This is a genomic window from Pseudomonas sp. TKO26 (genome assembly GCF_003225665.1).
In the GTDB taxonomy this organism is placed as follows: Bacteria; Pseudomonadota; Gammaproteobacteria; order Pseudomonadales; family Pseudomonadaceae; genus Aquipseudomonas; species Aquipseudomonas saponiphila.
In genome coordinates this window covers 190,076-210,746 of the sequence record NZ_QKLN01000038.1, presented here as the reverse complement: position 1 = coordinate 210,746, position 20,671 = coordinate 190,076, and the positions used below count along the sequence as shown (strand labels likewise).

Below are 20,671 nucleotides of genomic sequence, written 5' to 3'. Positions count from 1 at the left end.
ACTATCGGTCACGTTGACCACGGTAAAACCACTCTGACTGCTGCTCTGACTCGCGTTTGCTCCGAAGTTTTCGGTTCGGCTCGTGTTGACTTCGACAAGATCGACAGCGCCCCAGAAGAAAAGGCTCGTGGTATCACCATCAACACTGCACACGTAGAGTACGATTCGCACATTCGTCACTACGCGCACGTTGACTGCCCAGGTCACGCCGACTACGTCAAAAACATGATCACCGGTGCTGCCCAGATGGACGGCGCGATCCTGGTTTGCTCGGCTGCCGATGGTCCGATGCCACAAACTCGTGAGCACATCCTGCTGTCCCGCCAGGTAGGCGTACCGTACATCGCTGTCTTCCTGAACAAGGCTGACATGGTTGACGACGCTGAGCTGCTGGAACTGGTTGAGATGGAAGTGCGCGATCTGCTGAGCACTTACGACTTCCCAGGTGATGACACTCCGATCATCATCGGTTCGGCTCTGATGGCTCTGAACGGCCAAGATGACAACGAAATGGGTACCACCGCTGTTAAGCGTCTGGTAGAAACTCTGGACACCTACATCCCAGAGCCAGAGCGTGCAATCGACAAGCCGTTCCTGATGCCAATCGAAGACGTGTTCTCGATCTCCGGTCGTGGCACTGTGGTAACTGGCCGTGTTGAGCGTGGTATTGTTCGCATCCAGGAAGAAGTTGAGATCGTTGGTCTGCGCGACACTCAGAAAACTACCTGCACCGGCGTTGAAATGTTCCGCAAACTGCTCGACGAAGGTCGTGCTGGCGAGAACTGCGGTGTTCTGCTGCGTGGTACCAAGCGTGACGACGTTGAGCGTGGTCAGGTTCTGGTTAAGCCAGGCACCGTTAAGCCTCACACCAAGTTCACCGCTGAAGTTTACGTTCTGAGCAAAGAAGAAGGCGGCCGTCATACTCCGTTCTTCAAAGGCTACCGTCCACAGTTCTACTTCCGTACTACTGACGTGACTGGTAACTGCGAGCTGCCAGAAGGCGTTGAAATGGTAATGCCAGGTGACAACATCCAGATGACTGTCACTCTGATCAAAACCATCGCGATGGAAGATGGTCTGCGTTTCGCTATCCGTGAAGGCGGTCGTACCGTCGGCGCTGGCGTCGTAGCCAAGGTCATCGAATAAGCTCTTGAAATGTCTCCATCGGGCCGGCATAATGGTCGGCCTGATTTTGTTTTTAGGTCAGTAGCTCAATTGGCAGAGCGACGGTCTCCAAAACCGTAGGTTGGGGGTTCGATTCCCTCCTGACCTGCCAGATTCACTCAATGTGTCTGGCTTTCTTTTCACAGGATCTTCATAGATGACTCCTAAGGCTGAAGCTCAAGGCTCTCGCTTCGATCTGCTCAAGTGGCTCGTCGTGGTTGCTTTGGTGATTGTTGGTGTTGTTGGCAATCAGTACTACTCTGCTTCGCCGATCCTGTACCGTGTCCTAGCGCTGCTTGCTATTGCTGCTGTTGCTGCCTTTGTTGGTCTGCAAACTGCAAAGGGCAAGTCGTTCTTCGTGCTGGTTAAGGAGGCGCGCACTGAGATTCGTAAAGTCGTATGGCCTACTCGCCAAGAGACCACGCAGACCACGTTGATTGTTGTGGCTGTGGTTCTGGTTATGGCGTTGCTGTTGTGGGGGCTAGATTCCCTGCTCGGCTGGCTTGTTTCCTTGATTGTTGGCTAAGGGTGTCCCGTGGCTAAGCGTTGGTACGTTGTGCATGCTTACTCGGGTTACGAGAAGCATGTAATGCGCTCGTTGATCGAGCGTGTGAAGCTGGCTGGCATGGAAGATGGCTTCGGCGAAATTCTGGTTCCCACTGAAGAAGTGGTTGAGATGCGTAATGGCCAGAAGCGCAAAAGCGAGCGTAAGTTCTTTCCAGGCTATGTGCTGGTTCAGATGGATATGAATGAGGGTACTTGGCACTTGGTCAAGGATACTCCTCGTGTCATGGGCTTTATCGGTGGTACTGCCGATAAGCCGGCTCCTATTACTGATAAAGAAGCTGAAGCGATTCTGCGTCGCGTCGCTGACGGTAGTGATAAGCCTAAGCCTAAAACTCTGTTTGAGCCGGGCGAAGTGGTTCGTGTTACTGATGGTCCATTCGCTGACTTTAACGGCACGGTCGAAGAAGTTAACTACGAAAAGAGCCGCATTCAAGTGGCGGTGCTCATTTTCGGTCGCTCTACTCCGGTAGAGCTAGAGTTCAGTCAGGTCGAAAAGGCATAACTGAACGAGAATCCCATACCCCGCAGCCTTAGGCTGTGGGGTTTTTTCGTCACTGGGATAAACGCGCAAGTAACCGGGGAGCCTTTCTAGGCGTCTGAACCCGTAATTGGAGTGCCTCATGGCTAAGAAGATTACTGCTTACATCAAGCTGCAAGTTAAGGCCGCTCAGGCCAACCCAAGCCCGCCCGTTGGTCCAGCTCTGGGTCAGCACGGCGTGAACATCATGGAATTCTGCAAGGCTTTCAACGCCCGTACTCAGGGTCTTGAACCAGGTCTGCCGACTCCTGTGATCATCACTGTTTACAGTGACCGCAGCTTCACTTTCGAAACTAAGAGCACCCCTGCTTCGGTTCTGCTGAAGAAAGCTGCTGGCCTGACTAGCGGTTCCGCTCGTCCGAACACCGTTAAGGTTGGCACTGTTACCCGTGCTCAGCTGGAAGAGATCGCGAAAACCAAAAACGCGGATCTGACTGCAGCTGATATGGATGCAGCCGTGCGTACTATCGCCGGTTCTGCTCGTAGCATGGGCCTTAACGTGGAGGGTGTGTAATGGCTAAGCTGACCAAGCGCCAAAAGGCTATCGCCGGCAAGATTGAAGCAGGCAAGGCCTACAACTTCGTAGAAGCTGCCGCTCTCCTGACCGAGCTGTCGACCGTTAAGTTCAGCGAGTCCGTAGACGTTGCTGTGAACCTGGGCGTAGACCCGCGTAAATCTGACCAGGTTGTTCGTAGCGCTACTGTGCTGCCACACGGCACTGGCAAGACTGTACGTGTAGCTGTGTTCACCCAGGGTCCAGCTGCTGAAGCTGCTCTGGCTGCCGGTGCAGACCGCGTAGGTATGGATGATCTGGCTGCCGAAATGAAAGGCGGCGATCTGAACTATGACGTAGTTATTGCTTCCCCGGATGCAATGCGCGTTGTAGGTCAGTTGGGTCAGGTTCTGGGTCCTCGTGGCCTGATGCCTAACCCGAAAGTCGGTACCGTTACTCCAGACGTAGCTTCGGCAGTCAAGAACGCCAAGGCTGGTCAGGTTCGTTACCGCACCGACAAAAACGGCATCATCCACACTTCCGTTGGCAAGGTCGGCTTCGACGCCGTCAAGCTGAAGGAAAACGTTGAAGCCCTGATCGCTGACCTGAAGCGTATCAAGCCAGCTTCTTCGAAAGGCATCTACGTCAAGCGCGTTACCCTGAGCACCACTATGGGCCCAGGTCTGGTCATCGACCAAGGTTCGCTGGACGTATAAGACACAAGCGGATGCAAGTGATTGCATCCGTTGAAAAATTGGGGTCCCTGCCTGGCGGGGGCTATCCAAGACCGTAGGCGACGCAAGTCTTAAACCTCAAGCCTACGCAGATGGTGCTCCCGGTTCCTTACCGAATCAGACACCAAAACGACATCCAGCTCCGGTTGGATGAAACGGTAACAAGCAGGAGTTAAACCCGTGGCAATTAAACTCGAAGACAAGAAGGCCATCGTCGCTGAAGTCAACGAGGCTGCCAAAGTCGCTCTGTCTGCTGTTGTGGCTGATGCCCGCGGTGTGACAGTAGGCGCAATGACCGGACTCCGTAAAGAGGCCCGCGAAGCTGGCGTTTACGTACGTGTTGTACGTAACACCCTGCTCAAGCGCGCTGTTGAAGGCACTCAATATGACGTGCTCAACGACGCGTTCGTCGGCCCTACCCTGATTGCATTCTCCAAGGAACATCCGGGCGCTGCCGCTCGTATTTTCAAAGAGTTCGCAAAGGGTCAGGACAAGTTCGAGATCAAGGCAGCTGCGTTCGAGGGCAAGTACCTCGCAGCAAACGAGATCGACGTGTTGGCTTCGCTGCCAACTCGCGACGAAGCTATTGCGAAGCTGATGAGCGTGATTCAAGGCGCTACCAGCAAGCTGGCTCGTACTCTGGCGGCTATTCGCGACCAGAAAGAAGCTGCTGCTGCCTAAGGCACCGCAAGCCCTTTCAAAATCATATGTTTAATTTGATGGCTGCGTAGGCTGTCACCCCAATACAGGAATTTATAGTCATGTCTCTGACTAACGAGCAAATCATCGAAGCAATCGGCCAGAAAACCGTTCTGGAAGTTGTTGAGCTGATCAAAGCAATGGAAGAAACCTTCGGCGTTACCGCTGCTGTTGCCGCCGCTGGCCCAGCTGCTGCTGCCGCTGTTGTTGAAGAGCAAACTGAATTCAACGTCATGCTGACCGAAGCTGGCGAGAAGAAAGTTAACGTGATCAAGGCTGTACGTGAACTGACCGGTCTGGGCCTGAAAGAAGCCAAGGCTGTAGTTGACGGCGCTCCTGCCATGGTTCTGGAAGCTGTTGCTAAAGAAGCAGCTGAAAAAGCCAAAGCAGCTCTGGAAGAAGCAGGCGCTAAAGTCGAGCTCAAGTAAGCATCGACTTTGTGTCTCCAGCCCAAGCGTTAAGCGAACGGCTGATGGCTGGTGGCTCTTGCCACCGGCCTTTTTCCGTTATTGGCGACCGACTGGGTCGGTGCCTTTAACGTGCTGTAACCCACCCTATGCGGTGGCGCAAACCAAAGGGTTTGCACGATTTTCTGGCTGCTCCCGTCGGGAGGAGCCGAATAAGCAGGTGACCAAGCTGGGGAACGCTGATGGCTTACTCATATACTGAGAAAAAACGTATCCGCAAGGACTTTAGCAAGTTGCCGGACGTCATGGATGTGCCGTACCTCCTGGCCATCCAGCTGGATTCGTATCGTGAATTCTTGCAAGCGGGAGCGACTAAAGATCAGTTCCGCGACGTGGGCCTGCATGCGGCCTTCAAATCCGTTTTCCCGATCATCAGCTACTCCGGCAATGCTGCGTTGGAGTATGTCGGTTATCGCCTGGGCGAACCGGCGTTTGATGTTAAAGAATGCGTGTTGCGTGGTGTGACTTACGCCGTACCTTTGCGGGTAAAAGTCCGTCTGATCATTTTCGACAAAGAATCGTCGAACAAAGCGATCAAGGACATCAAAGAGCAAGAAGTCTACATGGGTGAAATCCCCCTGATGACTGAGAACGGTACCTTCGTAATCAACGGTACCGAGCGTGTAATCGTTTCCCAGCTGCACCGTTCCCCTGGCGTATTCTTTGACCACGACCGTGGCAAGACGCACAGCTCCGGTAAGCTGCTTTACTCTGCGCGGATCATTCCGTACCGCGGTTCGTGGCTGGACTTCGAGTTCGACCCGAAAGACTGCGTGTTTGTCCGTATCGACCGTCGCCGCAAGCTGCCTGCGTCGGTTCTACTGCGCGCGCTGGGTTACACCACTGAAGAAGTGCTGGACGCCTTCTACACCACCAACGTATTCCATGTGAAAGGCGAGAGCCTGAGCCTGGAGCTGGTGCCTCAGCGCCTGCGTGGTGAAATTGCCGTTCTGGACATCCAGGATGACAAGGGCAAGGTTATTGTCGAGCAGGGTCGTCGTATCACCGCTCGTCACATCAACCAGCTGGAAAAAGCCGGTATCAAGGAGCTGGATGTACCTCTGGACTACGTCCTGGGTCGTACCACTGCCAAGGCTATCGTGCATCCGGCTACCGGCGAAATCCTGGCAGAGTGCAACACCGAGCTGAACACTGAGATCCTGGCAAAAATCGCCAAGGCTCAGGTTGTTCGCATCGAAACTCTGTACACCAACGATATCGACTGCGGTCCGTTCGTTTCCGACACTCTGAAGATCGACTCCACCAGCAACCAATTGGAAGCGCTGGTCGAGATCTATCGCATGATGCGTCCTGGCGAGCCGCCGACCAAAGATGCAGCCGAGACTCTGTTCAACAACCTGTTCTTCAGCCCTGAGCGCTATGACTTGTCCGCCGTTGGCCGGATGAAGTTCAACCGTCGGATCGGTCGTACCGAGATCGAAGGTTCTGGCGTCCTGTGCAAGGAAGACATCGTTGCCGTACTGAAGACTCTGGTCGACATCCGTAACGGTAAAGGCATCGTCGATGACATCGACCACCTGGGTAACCGTCGTGTTCGCTGCGTAGGCGAAATGGCCGAGAACCAGTTCCGCGTTGGCTTGGTGCGTGTAGAGCGCGCGGTCAAAGAGCGTCTGTCGATGGCCGAAAGCGAAGGCCTGATGCCGCAAGACCTGATCAATGCCAAGCCAGTGGCGGCGGCAGTGAAAGAGTTCTTCGGCTCCAGCCAACTGTCGCAGTTCATGGACCAGAACAACCCGCTCTCCGAGATCACCCACAAGCGTCGTGTCTCTGCACTCGGCCCAGGTGGTCTGACCCGCGAGCGCGCAGGCTTCGAGGTTCGTGACGTACACCCGACGCACTACGGTCGTGTATGCCCGATCGAAACGCCGGAAGGTCCGAACATCGGTCTGATCAACTCCCTGGCGGCCTATGCGCGCACCAACCAGTACGGCTTCCTTGAGAGCCCGTACCGTGTGGTGAAAGACGCTCTGGTAACCGATGAGATTGTGTTCCTGTCCGCCATCGAAGAGGCCGATCACGTGATCGCCCAGGCTTCGGCGACCATGAACGACAAGGGTCAGCTGATCGATGAGCTGGTAGCTGTTCGTCACTTGAACGAATTCACCGTCAAGGCGCCGGAAGACGTCACCCTGATGGACGTTTCGCCGAAGCAGGTAGTTTCTGTTGCAGCGTCGCTGATTCCGTTCCTTGAGCACGACGACGCCAACCGTGCATTGATGGGTTCCAACATGCAGCGCCAGGCTGTACCGACCCTGCGTGCCGACAAGCCGCTGGTAGGTACCGGCATGGAGCGCAACGTTGCCCGTGACTCCGGTGTTTGCGTTGTGGCTCGTCGTGGCGGCGTGATCGACTCGGTCGATGCCAGCCGTATCGTGGTTCGTGTTGCGGATGACGAAGTTGAGACTGGCGAAGCCGGTGTTGATATCTACAACCTGACCAAGTACACCCGCTCCAACCAGAACACCTGCATCAACCAGCGTCCGCTGGTGAGAAAGGGTGATCGGGTTCAGCGCAGCGACATCATGGCCGATGGTCCGTCCACCGACATGGGTGAGCTGGCACTGGGTCAGAACATGCGTATCGCGTTCATGGCATGGAACGGCTTCAACTTCGAAGACTCCATCTGCCTGTCCGAGCGTGTGGTTCAGGAAGACCGCTTCACCACGATCCACATCCAGGAACTGACCTGTGTGGCTCGTGACACCAAGCTTGGCCCAGAGGAAATCACTGCAGACATCCCGAACGTGGGTGAGGCTGCACTGAACAAGCTGGACGAAGCCGGTATCGTTTATGTAGGTGCTGAAGTTGGCGCAGGCGACATCCTGGTCGGTAAGGTCACTCCGAAAGGCGAGACTCAACTGACTCCGGAAGAGAAACTGCTGCGTGCGATCTTCGGTGAGAAAGCCAGTGACGTTAAAGACACCTCCCTGCGTGTGCCTACCGGTACCAAGGGTACTGTCATTGATGTACAGGTCTTCACTCGTGACGGCGTTGAGCGTGACGCTCGTGCTCTGTCCATCGAGAAGAGCCAGCTCGACGAGATCCGCAAGGATCTGAACGAAGAGTTCCGCATCGTGGAAGGCGCGACCTTCGAACGTCTGCGCTCCGCTCTGGTCGGCCATAAAGCCGAAGGCGGCGCCGGTCTGAAGAAAGGCCAGGAAATCACCGACGAAGTTCTCGACGGTCTTGAGCACGGCCAGTGGTTCAAACTGCGCATGGCTGAAGATGCTCTGAACGAGCAGCTCGAGAAGGCTCAGGCCTACATCGTTGACCGCCGCCGTCTGCTGGACGACAAGTTCGAAGACAAGAAGCGCAAACTGCAGCAGGGCGATGACCTGGCTCCAGGCGTGCTGAAAATCGTCAAGGTCTACCTGGCAATCCGTCGTCGCATCCAGCCGGGCGACAAGATGGCCGGTCGTCACGGTAACAAGGGTGTGGTCTCCGTGATCATGCCGGTTGAAGACATGCCGCACGATGCCAATGGCACCCCGGTCGACGTCGTCCTCAACCCGCTGGGCGTACCTTCGCGTATGAACGTTGGTCAGATTCTCGAAACTCACCTGGGCCTCGCGGCCAAAGGTCTGGGCGAGAAGATCAACCGCATGGTTGAAGAGCAGCGCAAGGTCGCAGAACTGCGCACCTTCCTGGACGAAATCTACAACCAGATCGGTGGTCGTAACGAAGACCTGGACAGCTTCTCCGATCAGGAGATCCTGGATCTGGCGAACAACCTGCGCGGCGGTGTGCCAATGGCCACTCCGGTGTTCGACGGCGCCAAGGAAAGCGAAATCAAGGCCATGCTGAAACTGGCGGACCTGCCAGAAAGCGGCCAGATGCAGCTGACCGACGGCCGTACCGGCAACAAGTTCGAGCGTCCAGTTACCGTTGGCTACATGTACATGCTGAAACTGAACCACTTGGTAGACGACAAGATGCACGCTCGTTCTACCGGTTCGTACAGCCTGGTTACCCAGCAGCCGCTGGGTGGTAAGGCGCAGTTCGGTGGTCAGCGTTTCGGGGAGATGGAGGTCTGGGCACTGGAAGCATACGGTGCTGCATACACTCTGCAAGAAATGCTCACAGTGAAGTCGGACGATGTGAACGGTCGTACCAAGATGTACAAAAACATCGTGGACGGCGATCACCGTATGGAGCCGGGCATGCCCGAGTCCTTCAACGTGTTGATCAAAGAAATTCGTTCCCTCGGCATCGATATCGATCTGGAAACCGAATAACACGTGACGCGAATCGAGAGCGGGGCAGGATTGCCCGCTCTCTGCTCCGCCAGGAGGAAAGGCCTTGAAAGACCTACTGAATTTGCTGAAAAACCAGGGTCAAGTCGAAGAGTTCGACGCCATCCGTATCGGATTGGCCTCGCCTGAGATGATCCGTTCGTGGTCGTTCGGTGAAGTTAAAAAGCCGGAAACCATCAACTACCGTACGTTCAAGCCTGAGCGTGACGGCCTGTTCTGCGCCAAGATCTTTGGCCCGGTAAAGGATTACGAGTGCCTGTGCGGTAAGTACAAGCGCTTGAAGCATCGCGGCGTGATCTGCGAGAAGTGCGGCGTTGAAGTTGCACTGGCCAAGGTTCGTCGTGAGCGCATGGCGCACATCGAGCTGGCCTCGCCGGTTGCCCACATCTGGTTCCTGAAATCGCTGCCGTCCCGTATCGGCCTGCTGATGGACATGACCCTGCGTGATATCGAGCGCGTTCTCTACTTCGAGAGCTACGTTGTTATCGATCCAGGCATGACCACCCTGGAAAAGGGTCAGCTGCTGAACGACGAGCAGTACTTCGAAGCGCTGGAAGAGTTTGGTGATGACTTCGACGCCCGTATGGGTGCCGAGGCTGTCCGCGAGCTGCTGCACGCGATCGACCTGGAGCACGAGATTGGCCGTCTGCGTGAAGAGATTCCGCAAACCAACTCGGAAACCAAGATCAAGAAACTGTCCAAGCGTCTGAAGTTGATGGAGGCCTTCCAAGGCTCCGGCAACCTGCCAGAGTGGATGGTGTTGACCGTTCTGCCGGTTCTGCCGCCAGATCTGCGTCCACTGGTCCCGTTGGATGGCGGCCGCTTTGCGACTTCCGACCTCAACGACCTGTATCGTCGAGTGATCAACCGTAACAACCGTTTGAAGCGCCTGCTGGATCTGTCCGCTCCGGACATCATCGTGCGCAACGAAAAACGTATGTTGCAGGAAGCCGTCGACGCACTGCTCGACAACGGCCGTCGTGGCCGCGCTATCACTGGTTCCAACAAGCGTCCTTTGAAGTCCCTGGCTGACATGATCAAGGGTAAGCAAGGTCGTTTCCGTCAGAACTTGCTCGGTAAGCGTGTTGACTACTCCGGTCGTTCGGTAATTACCGTAGGCCCGACCCTGCGTCTGCATCAGTGCGGTCTGCCTAAGAAGATGGCTCTTGAGCTGTTCAAGCCGTTCATTTTCGGCAAGCTGGAAATGCGTGGTCTCGCGACCACCATCAAAGCGGCCAAGAAGATGGTCGAGCGCGAGCTGCCAGAGGTTTGGGACGTTCTCGCTGAAGTGATTCGCGAACACCCAGTGCTTCTCAACCGTGCACCGACCCTTCACCGTCTGGGTATCCAGGCGTTTGAACCGGTACTGATCGAAGGTAAGGCTATCCAGCTGCACCCTCTGGTCTGTGCGGCGTACAACGCTGACTTCGACGGCGACCAAATGGCCGTGCACGTTCCGCTGACTCTGGAAGCCCAGCTGGAAGCGCGTGCGTTGATGATGTCGACCAACAACATTCTGTCGCCAGCCAACGGTGAGCCAATCATCGTTCCGTCGCAGGACGTTGTATTGGGTCTGTACTACATGACTCGTGAAGCGATCAACGCCAAGGGCGAAGGTCGTGTGTTCGCCGACCTGCAGGAAGTCGACCGCGTATTCCGCGCCGGCGAAGCTGCCCTGCACGCCAAGATCAAGGTTCGTATCAACGAAACCGTTAACGATCGCGATGGCGGCAGCGTGAGTGCCACCCGTATCGTCGACACTACTGTCGGCCGTGCGCTGCTGTTCCAGGTTGTGCCAAAAGGTCTGTCCTTCGACGTCGTCAACTTGCCGATGAAGAAGAAAGCGATCTCCAAGCTGATCAACCAGTGCTACCGCGTGGTGGGTCTGAAAGAGACCGTGATCTTCGCTGACCAGTTGATGTACACCGGTTTTGCTTACTCGACCATTTCCGGCGTTTCGATCGGCGTTAACGACTTCGTTATCCCGGATGAAAAAGCCCGCATCATCGGTGCTGCTACCGACGAAGTGAAGGAAATCGAGAGTCAGTACGCCTCCGGCCTGGTAACCCAGGGCGAGAAGTACAACAAAGTGATCGACCTCTGGTCGAAGGCTAACGACGAAGTATCCAAGGCGATGATGGCCAACCTCTCGAAAGAGAAGGTCATTGACCGTCACGGCGAAGAAGTCGAGCAAGAGTCGTTCAACTCGATGTACATGATGGCTGACTCGGGTGCGCGGGGTTCCGCTGCACAGATCCGTCAGTTGGCCGGTATGCGTGGTCTGATGGCCAAGCCGGACGGCTCCATCATCGAAACGCCGATTACTGCGAACTTCCGTGAAGGTCTGAGCGTACTCCAGTACTTCATCTCGACTCACGGTGCTCGTAAAGGTCTGGCGGATACCGCGTTGAAAACTGCGAACTCCGGTTACCTGACTCGTCGTCTGGTGGACGTGGCGCAGGATCTGGTTGTAACCGAGATCGACTGCGGCACCGAGCACGGTCTGCTGATGACTCCGCACATTGAAGGCGGTGACGTTGTAGAGCCTCTGGGTGAGCGCGTTCTGGGTCGTGTTATCGCCCGTGACGTATTCAAGCCGGGTACCGAGGACGTCATCGTTCCTGCGGGCACTCTGGTCGACGAGAAGTGGGTTGAGTTCATCGAGCTGAACAGCATCGACGAAGTGATCGTGCGTTCGCCGATCAGCTGCGAAACCCGTTACGGTATCTGCGCCAAGTGCTACGGTCGCGACCTGGCTCGTGGTCACCTGGTGAACATCGGTGAAGCGGTCGGCGTAATCGCTGCCCAGTCCATCGGTGAGCCGGGTACCCAGTTGACGATGCGTACCTTCCACATCGGTGGCGCGGCAAGCCGGACCTCGGCTGCGGACAGTGTACAGGTGAAGAATGGCGGTACCGTACGTCTGCACAACCTGAAACACGTTGAGCGAGTTGACGGTCATCTGGTTGCCGTGTCTCGTTCCGGTGAGTTGGCAATTGCTGACGACTTCGGTCGTGAGCGCGAGCGCTACAAGCTGCCTTATGGTGCTGTGATTTCGGTGAAGGAAGGCGACAAGGTCGACGCTGGTGCCATCGTGGCCAAGTGGGATCCGCACACTCACCCAATCGTTACCGAAATGAAAGGTACCGTGACCTACGTGGGCATGGAAGAAGGCATCACGATCAAGCGTCAGACTGACGAATTGACCGGTATGACCAACATTGAAGTACTTGACGTCAAAGACCGTCCAGCTGCCGGTAAGGACATTCGTCCAGCCGTGAAGATGGTGGGTATGGATGGCAAGGATCTGCTGCTGCCAGGTACCGACGTACCGGCCCAGTACTTCCTGCCGGCTAACGCCCTTGTCGGTGTCGCCGACGGTGCGCAGATTGCGATCGGTGATGTTATCGCTCGTATTCCGCAAGAAACTTCGAAGACCCGTGACATCACCGGTGGTCTGCCGCGTGTTGCCGACTTGTTCGAAGCTCGTCGTCCGAAGGAAGCCTCGATTCTGGCTGAAGTCAGCGGCACCATTGCGTTCGGTAAAGAGACTAAGGGTAAGCGCCGTCTGGTTATCACCCCGAACGACGGTAGCGATCCGTATGAGGAGCTGATTCCGAAGTGGCGTCACCTGAACGTCTTCGAAGGCGAGCAAGTGAACCGCGGCGAAGTTATCTCCGACGGTCCGAGCGATCCACACGACATCCTGCGTCTGCTGGGTGTGAGTGCGCTGGCCAAGTACATCGTCAACGAGATCCAGGACGTTTACCGTCTGCAAGGCGTGAAGATCAACGACAAGCACATCGAGACCATCCTGCGTCAGATGCTGCGTAAAGTTGAGATTGCCGAATCCGGCGACTCCAGCTTCATCAAGGGCGACCAGATGGAACTGACTCACGTACTGGTAGAAAACGAGCGTCTGAGCGCTGAAGACAAGTTCATCTCCAAGTTCACCCGCGTACTGCTGGGTATTACTAAGGCGTCCTTGTCCACTGAGTCGTTCATCTCGGCGGCCTCTTTCCAAGAGACCACCCGTGTACTGACCGAGGCAGCAGTGACCGGCAAGCGCGACTACCTGCGCGGCCTGAAGGAAAACGTGGTCGTGGGTCGTCTGATCCCGGCCGGTACCGGCCTGGCTTACCACAGTGAGCGCAAGCGCCGTCGTGATGCAGACAAGCCACTGCGTGTAAGCGCAAGCGAAGTCGAAGCAGCACTGACTGAAGCGCTGAACTCCAGCGGTAACTGAGGTCTGCAGTAGATTGAGATGAGGCCCTGGTTTTTCCGACTGCGAATCGAGACATTTTTTGTCGCGGTTCGCTGATCGGAGAGGCCGGGGCCTTGCCTTGACTGGGGACAGGATCCTCTTTAGACTCTTGTACCCCTAAATTTGGTGGAGCTCCTGCTCTGCCATTTTGTTTATGTCGAAAGACAACAGTGGAGCTAGTAGATGGCAACTATCAACCAGCTGGTACGTCAGCCGCGTAAGCGTATCGTCGAGAAATCCGACGTGCCTGCGCTGCAGAACTGCCCGCAACGTCGTGGCGTGTGCACTCGCGTGTATACCACTACGCCGAAAAAACCTAACTCGGCACTGCGTAAAGTATGCCGTGTGCGTCTGACCAACGGTTTCGAGGTTTCCTCGTACATCGGTGGTGAAGGCCACAACCTGCAAGAGCACAGCGTCGTTCTGATTCGCGGCGGTCGTGTAAAAGACTTGCCAGGTGTTCGTTATCACACCGTTCGCGGCTCCCTGGATACTTCCGGCGTTAAAGGTCGTAACCAAGGTCGTTCGAAGTACGGTACCAAGCGTCCGAAGTAATCGGTCGTTTTGCAGTTTTTAATTATATTGAGTCGATAAGAGTAAGGTCGGGCACGCGTCCTTTGGATCAACTGTCCCGAGCTAACCTGAAGACCGTTTGAGGGCTTATCAATGCCAAGACGTCGCGTAGCAGCCAAACGTGAGATTCTGGACGATCCGAAATACGGAAGCCAGATCCTCGCCAAGTTCATGAACCACGTAATGGAGAGCGGCAAGAAAGCCGTTGCCGAACGTATCGTTTATGGCGCGCTGGAAAAAGTTAAAGAGCGCAAGAACAGCGATCCCCTGGAAATCTTCGAGAAAGCTCTCGACGCCATCGCTCCGCTGGTCGAAGTGAAGTCGCGCCGTGTAGGCGGTGCTACTTACCAGGTTCCGGTCGAAGTTCGTCCGTCCCGTCGTAACGCTCTGGCAATGCGCTGGTTGGTAGACTTCGCCCGCAAGCGCGGCGAGAAGTCTATGGCTCTGCGTTTGGCTGGCGAACTGCTGGACGCTGCCGAAGGCAAAGGTGCTGCAGTTAAGAAGCGTGAAGACGTTCACCGTATGGCTGAAGCCAACAAGGCTTTCTCGCACTACCGCTTCTAATCTCAGCATCATTCATTTTGCGAGGGCTTTATGGCTCGTACTACAGCAATCAACCGCTACCGTAACATCGGTATCTGTGCCCACGTTGACGCGGGCAAGACTACCACTACTGAGCGGATCCTGTTTTACACAGGTCTCAGCCACAAGATGGGTGAGGTGCATGACGGCGCTGCTACCACAGACTGGATGGTGCAGGAGCAGGAGCGTGGTATCACCATTACCTCCGCTGCTGTAACTACCTTCTGGAAAGGTTCGCGCGGCCAATACGATAACTATCGTGTCAACGTTATCGATACCCCGGGCCACGTAGACTTCACCATTGAAGTAGAGCGCTCTCTGCGCGTACTCGACGGCGCGGTCGTTGTGTTCTGCGGTACTTCCGGTGTTGAGCCTCAGTCCGAAACCGTATGGCGTCAAGCCAATAAGTACGGCGTCCCACGTGTTGTTTACGTGAACAAGATGGACCGTGCTGGTGCTAACTTCCTGCGCGTTGTTGGTCAGATCAAGAATCGCCTGGGTCACACCCCGGTACCGGTTCAGCTGGCCATCGGTGCTGAAGATAACTTCGAAGGTCAGGTTGATCTGATCAAGATGAAGGCTATCTACTGGAACGACGACGACAAGGGTACTACCTATCGCGAGGAAGAAATTCCTGCCGATATGCTGGACCTGGCTACCGAGTGGCGCTCCAACATGGTTGAAGCCGCTGCCGAAGCCAACGAAGAGCTGATGAACAAGTACCTTGAAGAAGGTGACCTGACTCCAGAAGAGATCAAGGCTGGTCTGCGCGCACGCACCCTGGCTAGCGAAATCGTTCCGGCTGTCTGCGGTTCTTCGTTCAAGAACAAGGGGGTTCCCCTGGTTCTCGACGCCGTTATCGACTTCCTGCCTGCCCCTACCGAGATCCCGGCGATCAAGGGTATCCATCCGGATCTCATCGAGAAGCCGAAGGATGAGCTGGTAGAGGCTGATTACGACGAGCGTCACGCTGACGATGCTGAGCCGTTCTCGGCTCTGGCATTCAAGATCGCTACCGACCCGTTCGTTGGTACTCTGACTTTCGTGCGCGTTTACTCGGGCTTCCTGAGCTCGGGCGACTCCGTGATCAACTCGGTCAAGGGCAAGAAAGAGCGCGTTGGTCGTATGGTGCAGATGCACGCCAACCAGCGTGAAGAGATCAAGGAAGTGCGCGCAGGCGATATCGCTGCCCTGATCGGCATGAAGGACGTCACCACTGGTGATACTTTGTGCGATCTGGACAAGCAGATCATTCTTGAGCGTATGGACTTCCCTGAGCCTGTAATTTCGGTAGCAGTAGAGCCGAAAACCAAGCAGGACCAGGAGAAGATGGGTATTGCACTGGGCAAACTGGCTCAGGAAGACCCGTCGTTCCGCGTTAAGACTGACGAAGAGACTGGTCAGACCATCATTTCCGGTATGGGTGAGCTGCACCTGGACATCCTCGTTGACCGCATGAAGCGCGAGTTCAACGTCGAAGCCAACATCGGCAAGCCGCAGGTTTCGTACCGCGAGAAGATCACCAAGAGCAACGTTGAGATCGAAGGTAAATTCGTTCGTCAATCGGGTGGTCGCGGTCAGTTCGGTCACTGCTGGATCCGCTTCTCGGAGCCGGACGTCGACGCGAGCGGCAACATCACCGAAGGTCTGGTCTTCACCAACGAAGTTGTTGGTGGTGTGGTTCCTAAGGAATACATCCCGGCTATCCAGAAGGGTATCGAAGAGCAGATGAAGAACGGCGTCGTTGCCGGTTATCCGCTGATCGGCCTGAAGGCTACCGTGTTCGATGGTTCCTACCACGACGTCGACTCCAACGAGATGGCGTTCAAGGTGGCAGCCTCCATGGCGACCAAGCAGCTGGCCCAGAAGGGCGGCGGTGTTGTGCTCGAGCCGATCATGAAGGTTGAAGTAGTAACCCCAGAGGACTACATGGGTGACGTGATGGGTGACCTGAACCGTCGTCGTGGTCTGATTCAGGGTATGGATGACTCGGTGTCCGGCAAGGTGATCCGTGCCGAGGTACCACTGGGTGAAATGTTCGGTTATGCAACTGACGTTCGTTCCATGTCTCAGGGTCGCGCGAGCTACTCCATGGAATTCTCCAAATACGCCGAAGCTCCGTCGAACATCGTCGAAGCTCTCGTTAAAAAACAAGGCTGATTCAGCCTCCCCTTTAGGCTAGGAGTTTATTGTCGTGGCTAAAGAAAAATTTGAACGTAACAAACCGCACGTCAACGTTGGCACTATCGGTCACGTTGACCACGGTAAAACCACTCTGACTGCTGCTCTGACTCGCGTTTGCTCCGAAGTTTTCGGTTCGGCTCGTGTTGACTTCGACAAGATCGACAGCGCCCCAGAAGAAAAGGCTCGTGGTATCACCATCAACACTGCACACGTAGAGTACGATTCGCACATTCGTCACTACGCGCACGTTGACTGCCCAGGTCACGCCGACTACGTCAAAAACATGATCACCGGTGCTGCCCAGATGGACGGCGCGATCCTGGTTTGCTCGGCTGCCGATGGTCCGATGCCACAAACTCGTGAGCACATCCTGCTGTCCCGTCAGGTAGGCGTTCCGTACATCGTTGTCTTCCTGAACAAGGCTGACATGGTTGACGACGCTGAGCTGCTGGAACTGGTTGAGATGGAAGTGCGCGATCTGCTGAGCACTTACGACTTCCCAGGTGATGACACTCCGATCATCATCGGTTCGGCTCTGATGGCTCTGAACGGCCAAGACGACAACGAAATGGGTACCACCGCTGTTAAGCGTCTGGTAGAAACTCTGGACACCTACATCCCAGAGCCAGAGCGTGCAATCGACAAGCCGTTCCTGATGCCAATCGAAGACGTGTTCTCGATCTCCGGTCGTGGCACTGTGGTAACTGGCCGTGTTGAGCGTGGTATTGTTCGCATCCAGGAAGAAGTTGAGATCGTTGGTCTGCGCGACACTCAGAAAACTACCTGCACCGGCGTTGAAATGTTCCGCAAACTGCTCGACGAAGGTCGTGCTGGCGAGAACTGCGGTGTTCTGCTGCGTGGTACCAAGCGTGACGACGTTGAGCGTGGTCAGGTTCTGGTTAAGCCAGGCACCGTTAAGCCTCACACCAAGTTCACCGCTGAAGTTTACGTTCTGAGCAAAGAAGAAGGCGGCCGTCATACTCCGTTCTTCAAAGGCTACCGTCCACAGTTCTACTTCCGTACTACTGACGTGACTGGTAACTGCGAGCTGCCAGAAGGCGTTGAAATGGTAATGCCAGGTGACAACATCCAGATGACTGTCACTCTGATCAAAACCATCGCGATGGAAGATGGTCTGCGTTTCGCTATCCGTGAAGGCGGTCGTACCGTCGGCGCTGGCGTCGTAGCCAAAGTTATCGAGTAATCGACGACTCATGAAGAAGCCCCCGCTTGCGGGGGCTTTTTTATTGGGTTGACACTCTGTGGGGCCGTCTATAGAATTGCGCCTCCTTTTAACGGGCGTATTGCGCCCGGTGGGAATAGCAGCCTGGAGTCTGAAATCCAATGCAAAATCAGCAAATCCGTATCAGGTTGAAGGCTTTCGACCATCGCCTGATCGACCAATCCACCCAGGAAATCGTGGAAACCGCGAAACGTACTGGTGCTCAAGTGCGTGGTCCAATTCCACTGCCTACCCGTAAAGAGCGGTTCACCGTTCTGGTCTCTCCGCACGTCAACAAAGACGCGCGTGACCAGTACGAGATCCGTACTCATAAGCGCGTACTGGATATCGTCCAGCCAACGGATAAAACCGTTGATGCTCTTATGAAGCTCGATCTTGCGGCAGGTGTGGAAGTGCAGATCAGCCTCGGCTAAGACTCGGTCTTAGTCGTGTAACGCTCTGAAATGGGCGGCCATAGCGGGTGAAAGCCCCGTACACTCATGAGGTTTACAACATGACTATTGGTGTAGTCGGTCGTAAATGCGGTATGACCCGTATTTTCACCGAAGAAGGTGTCTCCATTCCGGTCACGGTCATTGAGATCGAGCCGAATCGCGTCACCCAGTTCAAAACTGAAGAAACCGATGGCTATCGTGCAGTGCAAGTCACTGTAGGTGAGCGTCGTGCTTCGCGCGTGACTGCTGCTCAAGCAGGTCACTTCGCTAAAGCGAACGTTGCTGCCGGTCGTGGCGTTTGGGAATTCCGCCTTGAAGAAGGCGAGTACCAAGCTGGCGATCTGATCAATGCAGAAATCTTCGCAGCTGGCCAACTGGTAGATGTTACCGGTCAGTCGAAAGGTAAAGGCTTTGCCGGTACCATCAAGCGTTGGAATTTCCGCGGTCAAGATAACACCCACGGTAACTCCGTTTCCCACCGCGTCCCGGGCTCTATTGGCCAGTGCCAGACTCCTGGTCGTGTATTCAAGGGCAAAAAAATGTCCGGTCATATGGGCGCTGAGCGCGTGACCGTGCAGTCCCTGGAAGTAGTGCGCGTCGACGCTGAACGCAATCTGTTGTTGGTCAAGGGTGCTGTTCCTGGCGCTACTGGCGGCAACCTGGTTGTACGTCCGGCGGCCAAGGCTCGCGGTTAAGGGGAAGCTGACATGCAATTAAATGTAAATGACGCTCAAGCGATCGAAGTTTCCGAACTGACATTTGGCGGCGAATTCAACGAGACGCTGGTTCACCAAGCAGTCGTGGCCTACATGGCTGGCGGCCGTCAAGGTAGCAAGCAGCAAAAGACCCGTTCCGACGTTTCTGGTGGCGGCAAGCGCCCATGGCGTCAGAAAGGTACTGGCCGTGCTCGTGCCGGTACTATCCGTAGCCCAATCTGGCGTGGCGGCGGTACCACTTTCGCAGCTCGTCCTCAGGATCACTCCCAGAAGCTGAACAAGAAGATGTATCGCGCAGCAATGCGTTCCATCCTTGCTGAGCTGGTGCGTACTGATCGTCTGGTCGTGGTTCAGGATTTCGCTGTTGAAACTCCGAAAACCAAAGATCTGCTGGGCAAACTGAACAACATGAGCCTGACCGACGTTCTGATCGTGTCGGACGCTGTTGATCAGAACCTGTACCTGGCTGCTCGTAACCTGCCACACGTTGATGTTCGTGACGTGCAAGGTTCCGATCCAGTTAGTCTGATCGCATACGACAAAGTGTTGATCACTGTGTCGGCCGTGAAGAAATTCGAGGAGCTGCTGGGATGAACCAGGAACGCGTATTTAAAGTTCTGCTTGGCCCGCACGTTTCCGAGAAGGCTACGGTTCTGGCAGACAAGAAAGGCCAGTTCGTTTTCAAGGTTGCTACTGACGCAACCAAGCTGGAAATCAAGAAGGCCGTCGAAAGCCTGTTCAGCGTGAAAGTGGAACGCGTTACTACCCTGAATGTTCTGGGTAAGAGCAAGCGTACCGCTCGCGGTCTGGGCAAGCGTAATGACTGGAAGAAGGCAGTTATCTCCCTTCAGCCAGGCCAAGATCTCGATTTCAGCAGCAGTGCTGAGTAAGGAAGGGGTGCATCATGGCAATCGTTAAATGCAAACCGACTTCCCCTGGCCGCCGTTTTGTGGTCAAGGTGGTCAACCAGGAGCTGCATAAAGGCGCTCCTCACGCACCGCTGCTCGAGAAGAAATCGAAGTCTGGTGGTCGTAACAACAATGGCCGCATTACCACTCGTCACGTTGGTGGTGGTCATAAGCAGCATTACCGTCTGGTCGACTTCCGTCGCAACGACAAAGATGGCATCGCTGCCACTGTCGAGCGTATCGAATACGATCCAAACCGTACTGCTCACATCGCTCTGCTGCTGTACGCAGATGGCGAGCGTCGCTACATCATCGCCCCTAAAGGCGTGAGCGCTGGCGACCAGCTGATTGCAGGTGCTCTGGCACCGATCAAGCCGGGCAACGCTCTGCAGCTGCGCAACATTCCAGTTGGTAGCACCGTACACGGCATCGAACTGAAGCCAGGTAAAGGCGCGCAAATCGCTCGTTCGGCTGGTGCTTCGGCTCAGCTGGTCGCTCGTGAAGGTGTCTACGTGACCCTGCGTCTGCGTTCTGGTGAGATGCGTAAAGTGCTGGCTGAGTGCCGTGCGACCCTGGGCGAAGTCTCGAACTCCGAGCACAGCCTGCGTTCGTTGGGTAAAGCTGGTGCCAAACGCTGGCGTGGCGTTCGCCCAACCGTTCGTGGTGTTGCCATGAACCCGGTTGACCACCCACATGGTGGTGGTGAAGGTCGTACCTCTGGTGGTCGTCATCCGGTATCGCCATGGGGCTTCCCGACTAAGGGCGCGAAGACTCGTGGTAATAAGCGTACCGACAAAATGATCGTCCGTCGTCGCAAGTAAATAGAGGGAT

18 protein-coding genes and 1 tRNA gene are annotated in these 20,671 nt (G+C 55.5%); all 19 read left to right on the top strand.

What is annotated here, in order from left to right; all coding sequences use genetic code 11:
• A partial coding sequence (gene tuf, locus DNK59_RS27975; RefSeq protein WP_110725280.1) for an elongation factor Tu occupies positions 1 to 1,146 on the top strand: 1,146 nt, incomplete at its 5' end.
• 54 nt (positions 1,147 to 1,200) lie between these two features.
• Positions 1,201 to 1,276: transfer RNA gene (locus DNK59_RS27970), tRNA-Trp, on the top strand.
• Positions 1,277 to 1,321: 45 nt separating this feature from the next.
• Positions 1,322 to 1,690: a preprotein translocase subunit SecE gene (gene secE / locus DNK59_RS27965; protein ID WP_016968680.1), complete on the top strand. Its 369-nt coding sequence runs from the start codon at positions 1,322 to 1,324 to the stop codon at positions 1,688 to 1,690.
• 9 nt (positions 1,691 to 1,699) lie between these two features.
• Positions 1,700 to 2,233 carry a transcription termination/antitermination protein NusG gene (gene nusG / locus DNK59_RS27960; RefSeq protein ID WP_002555501.1) on the top strand — a complete coding sequence of 178 codons (534 nt, stop codon included), beginning with the start codon at positions 1,700 to 1,702 and terminating at the stop codon, positions 2,231 to 2,233.
• Positions 2,234 to 2,351: 118 nt separating this feature from the next.
• Entirely contained in the window at positions 2,352 to 2,783 is a 432-nt protein-coding gene (gene rplK / locus DNK59_RS27955; RefSeq protein ID WP_003176435.1) for a 50S ribosomal protein L11, read from the top strand.
• Positions 2,783 to 3,478 carry a 50S ribosomal protein L1 gene (gene rplA / locus DNK59_RS27950; protein ID WP_011063782.1) on the top strand — a complete coding sequence of 232 codons (696 nt, stop codon included), beginning with the start codon at positions 2,783 to 2,785 and terminating at the stop codon, positions 3,476 to 3,478. Before rplK ends, rplA begins: the two co-directional genes overlap by 1 nt.
• Positions 3,479 to 3,676: 198 nt before the next feature.
• Positions 3,677 to 4,177, top strand: coding sequence for a 50S ribosomal protein L10 (rplJ, locus tag DNK59_RS27945; RefSeq protein WP_016968679.1), 501 nt, complete (start codon positions 3,677 to 3,679; stop codon positions 4,175 to 4,177).
• Between the two features lie 80 nt (positions 4,178 to 4,257).
• Entirely contained in the window at positions 4,258 to 4,623 is a 366-nt protein-coding gene (gene rplL / locus DNK59_RS27940; protein WP_060841342.1) for a 50S ribosomal protein L7/L12, read from the top strand.
• 221 nt (positions 4,624 to 4,844) lie between these two features.
• Complete coding sequence (rpoB, locus tag DNK59_RS27935; RefSeq protein WP_016968678.1) at positions 4,845 to 8,918, top strand: DNA-directed RNA polymerase subunit beta; 4,074 nt, start codon at positions 4,845 to 4,847, stop codon at positions 8,916 to 8,918.
• A gap of 64 nt (positions 8,919 to 8,982) precedes the next feature.
• Positions 8,983 to 13,182: a DNA-directed RNA polymerase subunit beta' gene (gene rpoC / locus DNK59_RS27930; protein WP_110725272.1), complete on the top strand. Its 4,200-nt coding sequence runs from the start codon at positions 8,983 to 8,985 to the stop codon at positions 13,180 to 13,182.
• A 201-nt stretch (positions 13,183 to 13,383) separates the two neighbouring features.
• Positions 13,384 to 13,755: a 30S ribosomal protein S12 gene (gene rpsL / locus DNK59_RS27925; RefSeq protein WP_003186084.1), complete on the top strand. Its 372-nt coding sequence runs from the start codon at positions 13,384 to 13,386 to the stop codon at positions 13,753 to 13,755.
• A 111-nt stretch (positions 13,756 to 13,866) separates the two neighbouring features.
• Entirely contained in the window at positions 13,867 to 14,337 is a 471-nt protein-coding gene (gene rpsG, locus DNK59_RS27920; protein ID WP_007925959.1) for a 30S ribosomal protein S7, read from the top strand.
• Positions 14,338 to 14,367: 30 nt separating this feature from the next.
• A complete protein-coding gene (gene fusA, locus DNK59_RS27915; protein ID WP_060841340.1) occupies positions 14,368 to 16,515 on the top strand; it encodes an elongation factor G in 2,148 nt (715 codons plus the stop codon).
• 34 nt (positions 16,516 to 16,549) lie between these two features.
• Positions 16,550 to 17,743, top strand: a complete 1,194-nt coding sequence (gene tuf / locus DNK59_RS27910; protein ID WP_060841339.1) for an elongation factor Tu — start codon at positions 16,550 to 16,552, stop codon at positions 17,741 to 17,743.
• Between the two features lie 140 nt (positions 17,744 to 17,883).
• The gene (gene rpsJ / locus DNK59_RS27905) at positions 17,884 to 18,195 is read left to right on the top strand and encodes a 30S ribosomal protein S10 (RefSeq protein ID WP_003186070.1); all 312 of its coding nucleotides are present in this window, start codon (positions 17,884 to 17,886) and stop codon (positions 18,193 to 18,195) included.
• Between the two features lie 80 nt (positions 18,196 to 18,275).
• Positions 18,276 to 18,911 carry a 50S ribosomal protein L3 gene (gene rplC / locus DNK59_RS27900; RefSeq protein WP_007924205.1) on the top strand — a complete coding sequence of 212 codons (636 nt, stop codon included), beginning with the start codon at positions 18,276 to 18,278 and terminating at the stop codon, positions 18,909 to 18,911.
• 12 nt (positions 18,912 to 18,923) lie between these two features.
• Positions 18,924 to 19,526, top strand: a complete 603-nt coding sequence (gene rplD / locus DNK59_RS27895) for a 50S ribosomal protein L4 (protein WP_007924200.1) — start codon at positions 18,924 to 18,926, stop codon at positions 19,524 to 19,526.
• Positions 19,523 to 19,822 carry a 50S ribosomal protein L23 gene (gene rplW, locus DNK59_RS27890; RefSeq protein ID WP_002555488.1) on the top strand — a complete coding sequence of 100 codons (300 nt, stop codon included), beginning with the start codon at positions 19,523 to 19,525 and terminating at the stop codon, positions 19,820 to 19,822. The genes rplD and rplW overlap by 4 nt, the downstream gene beginning before the upstream one ends.
• 14 nt (positions 19,823 to 19,836) lie before the next feature.
• The gene (gene rplB / locus DNK59_RS27885) at positions 19,837 to 20,661 is read left to right on the top strand and encodes a 50S ribosomal protein L2 (RefSeq protein ID WP_011063775.1); all 825 of its coding nucleotides are present in this window, start codon (positions 19,837 to 19,839) and stop codon (positions 20,659 to 20,661) included.
• Positions 20,662 to 20,671: the final 10 nt, after the last annotated feature.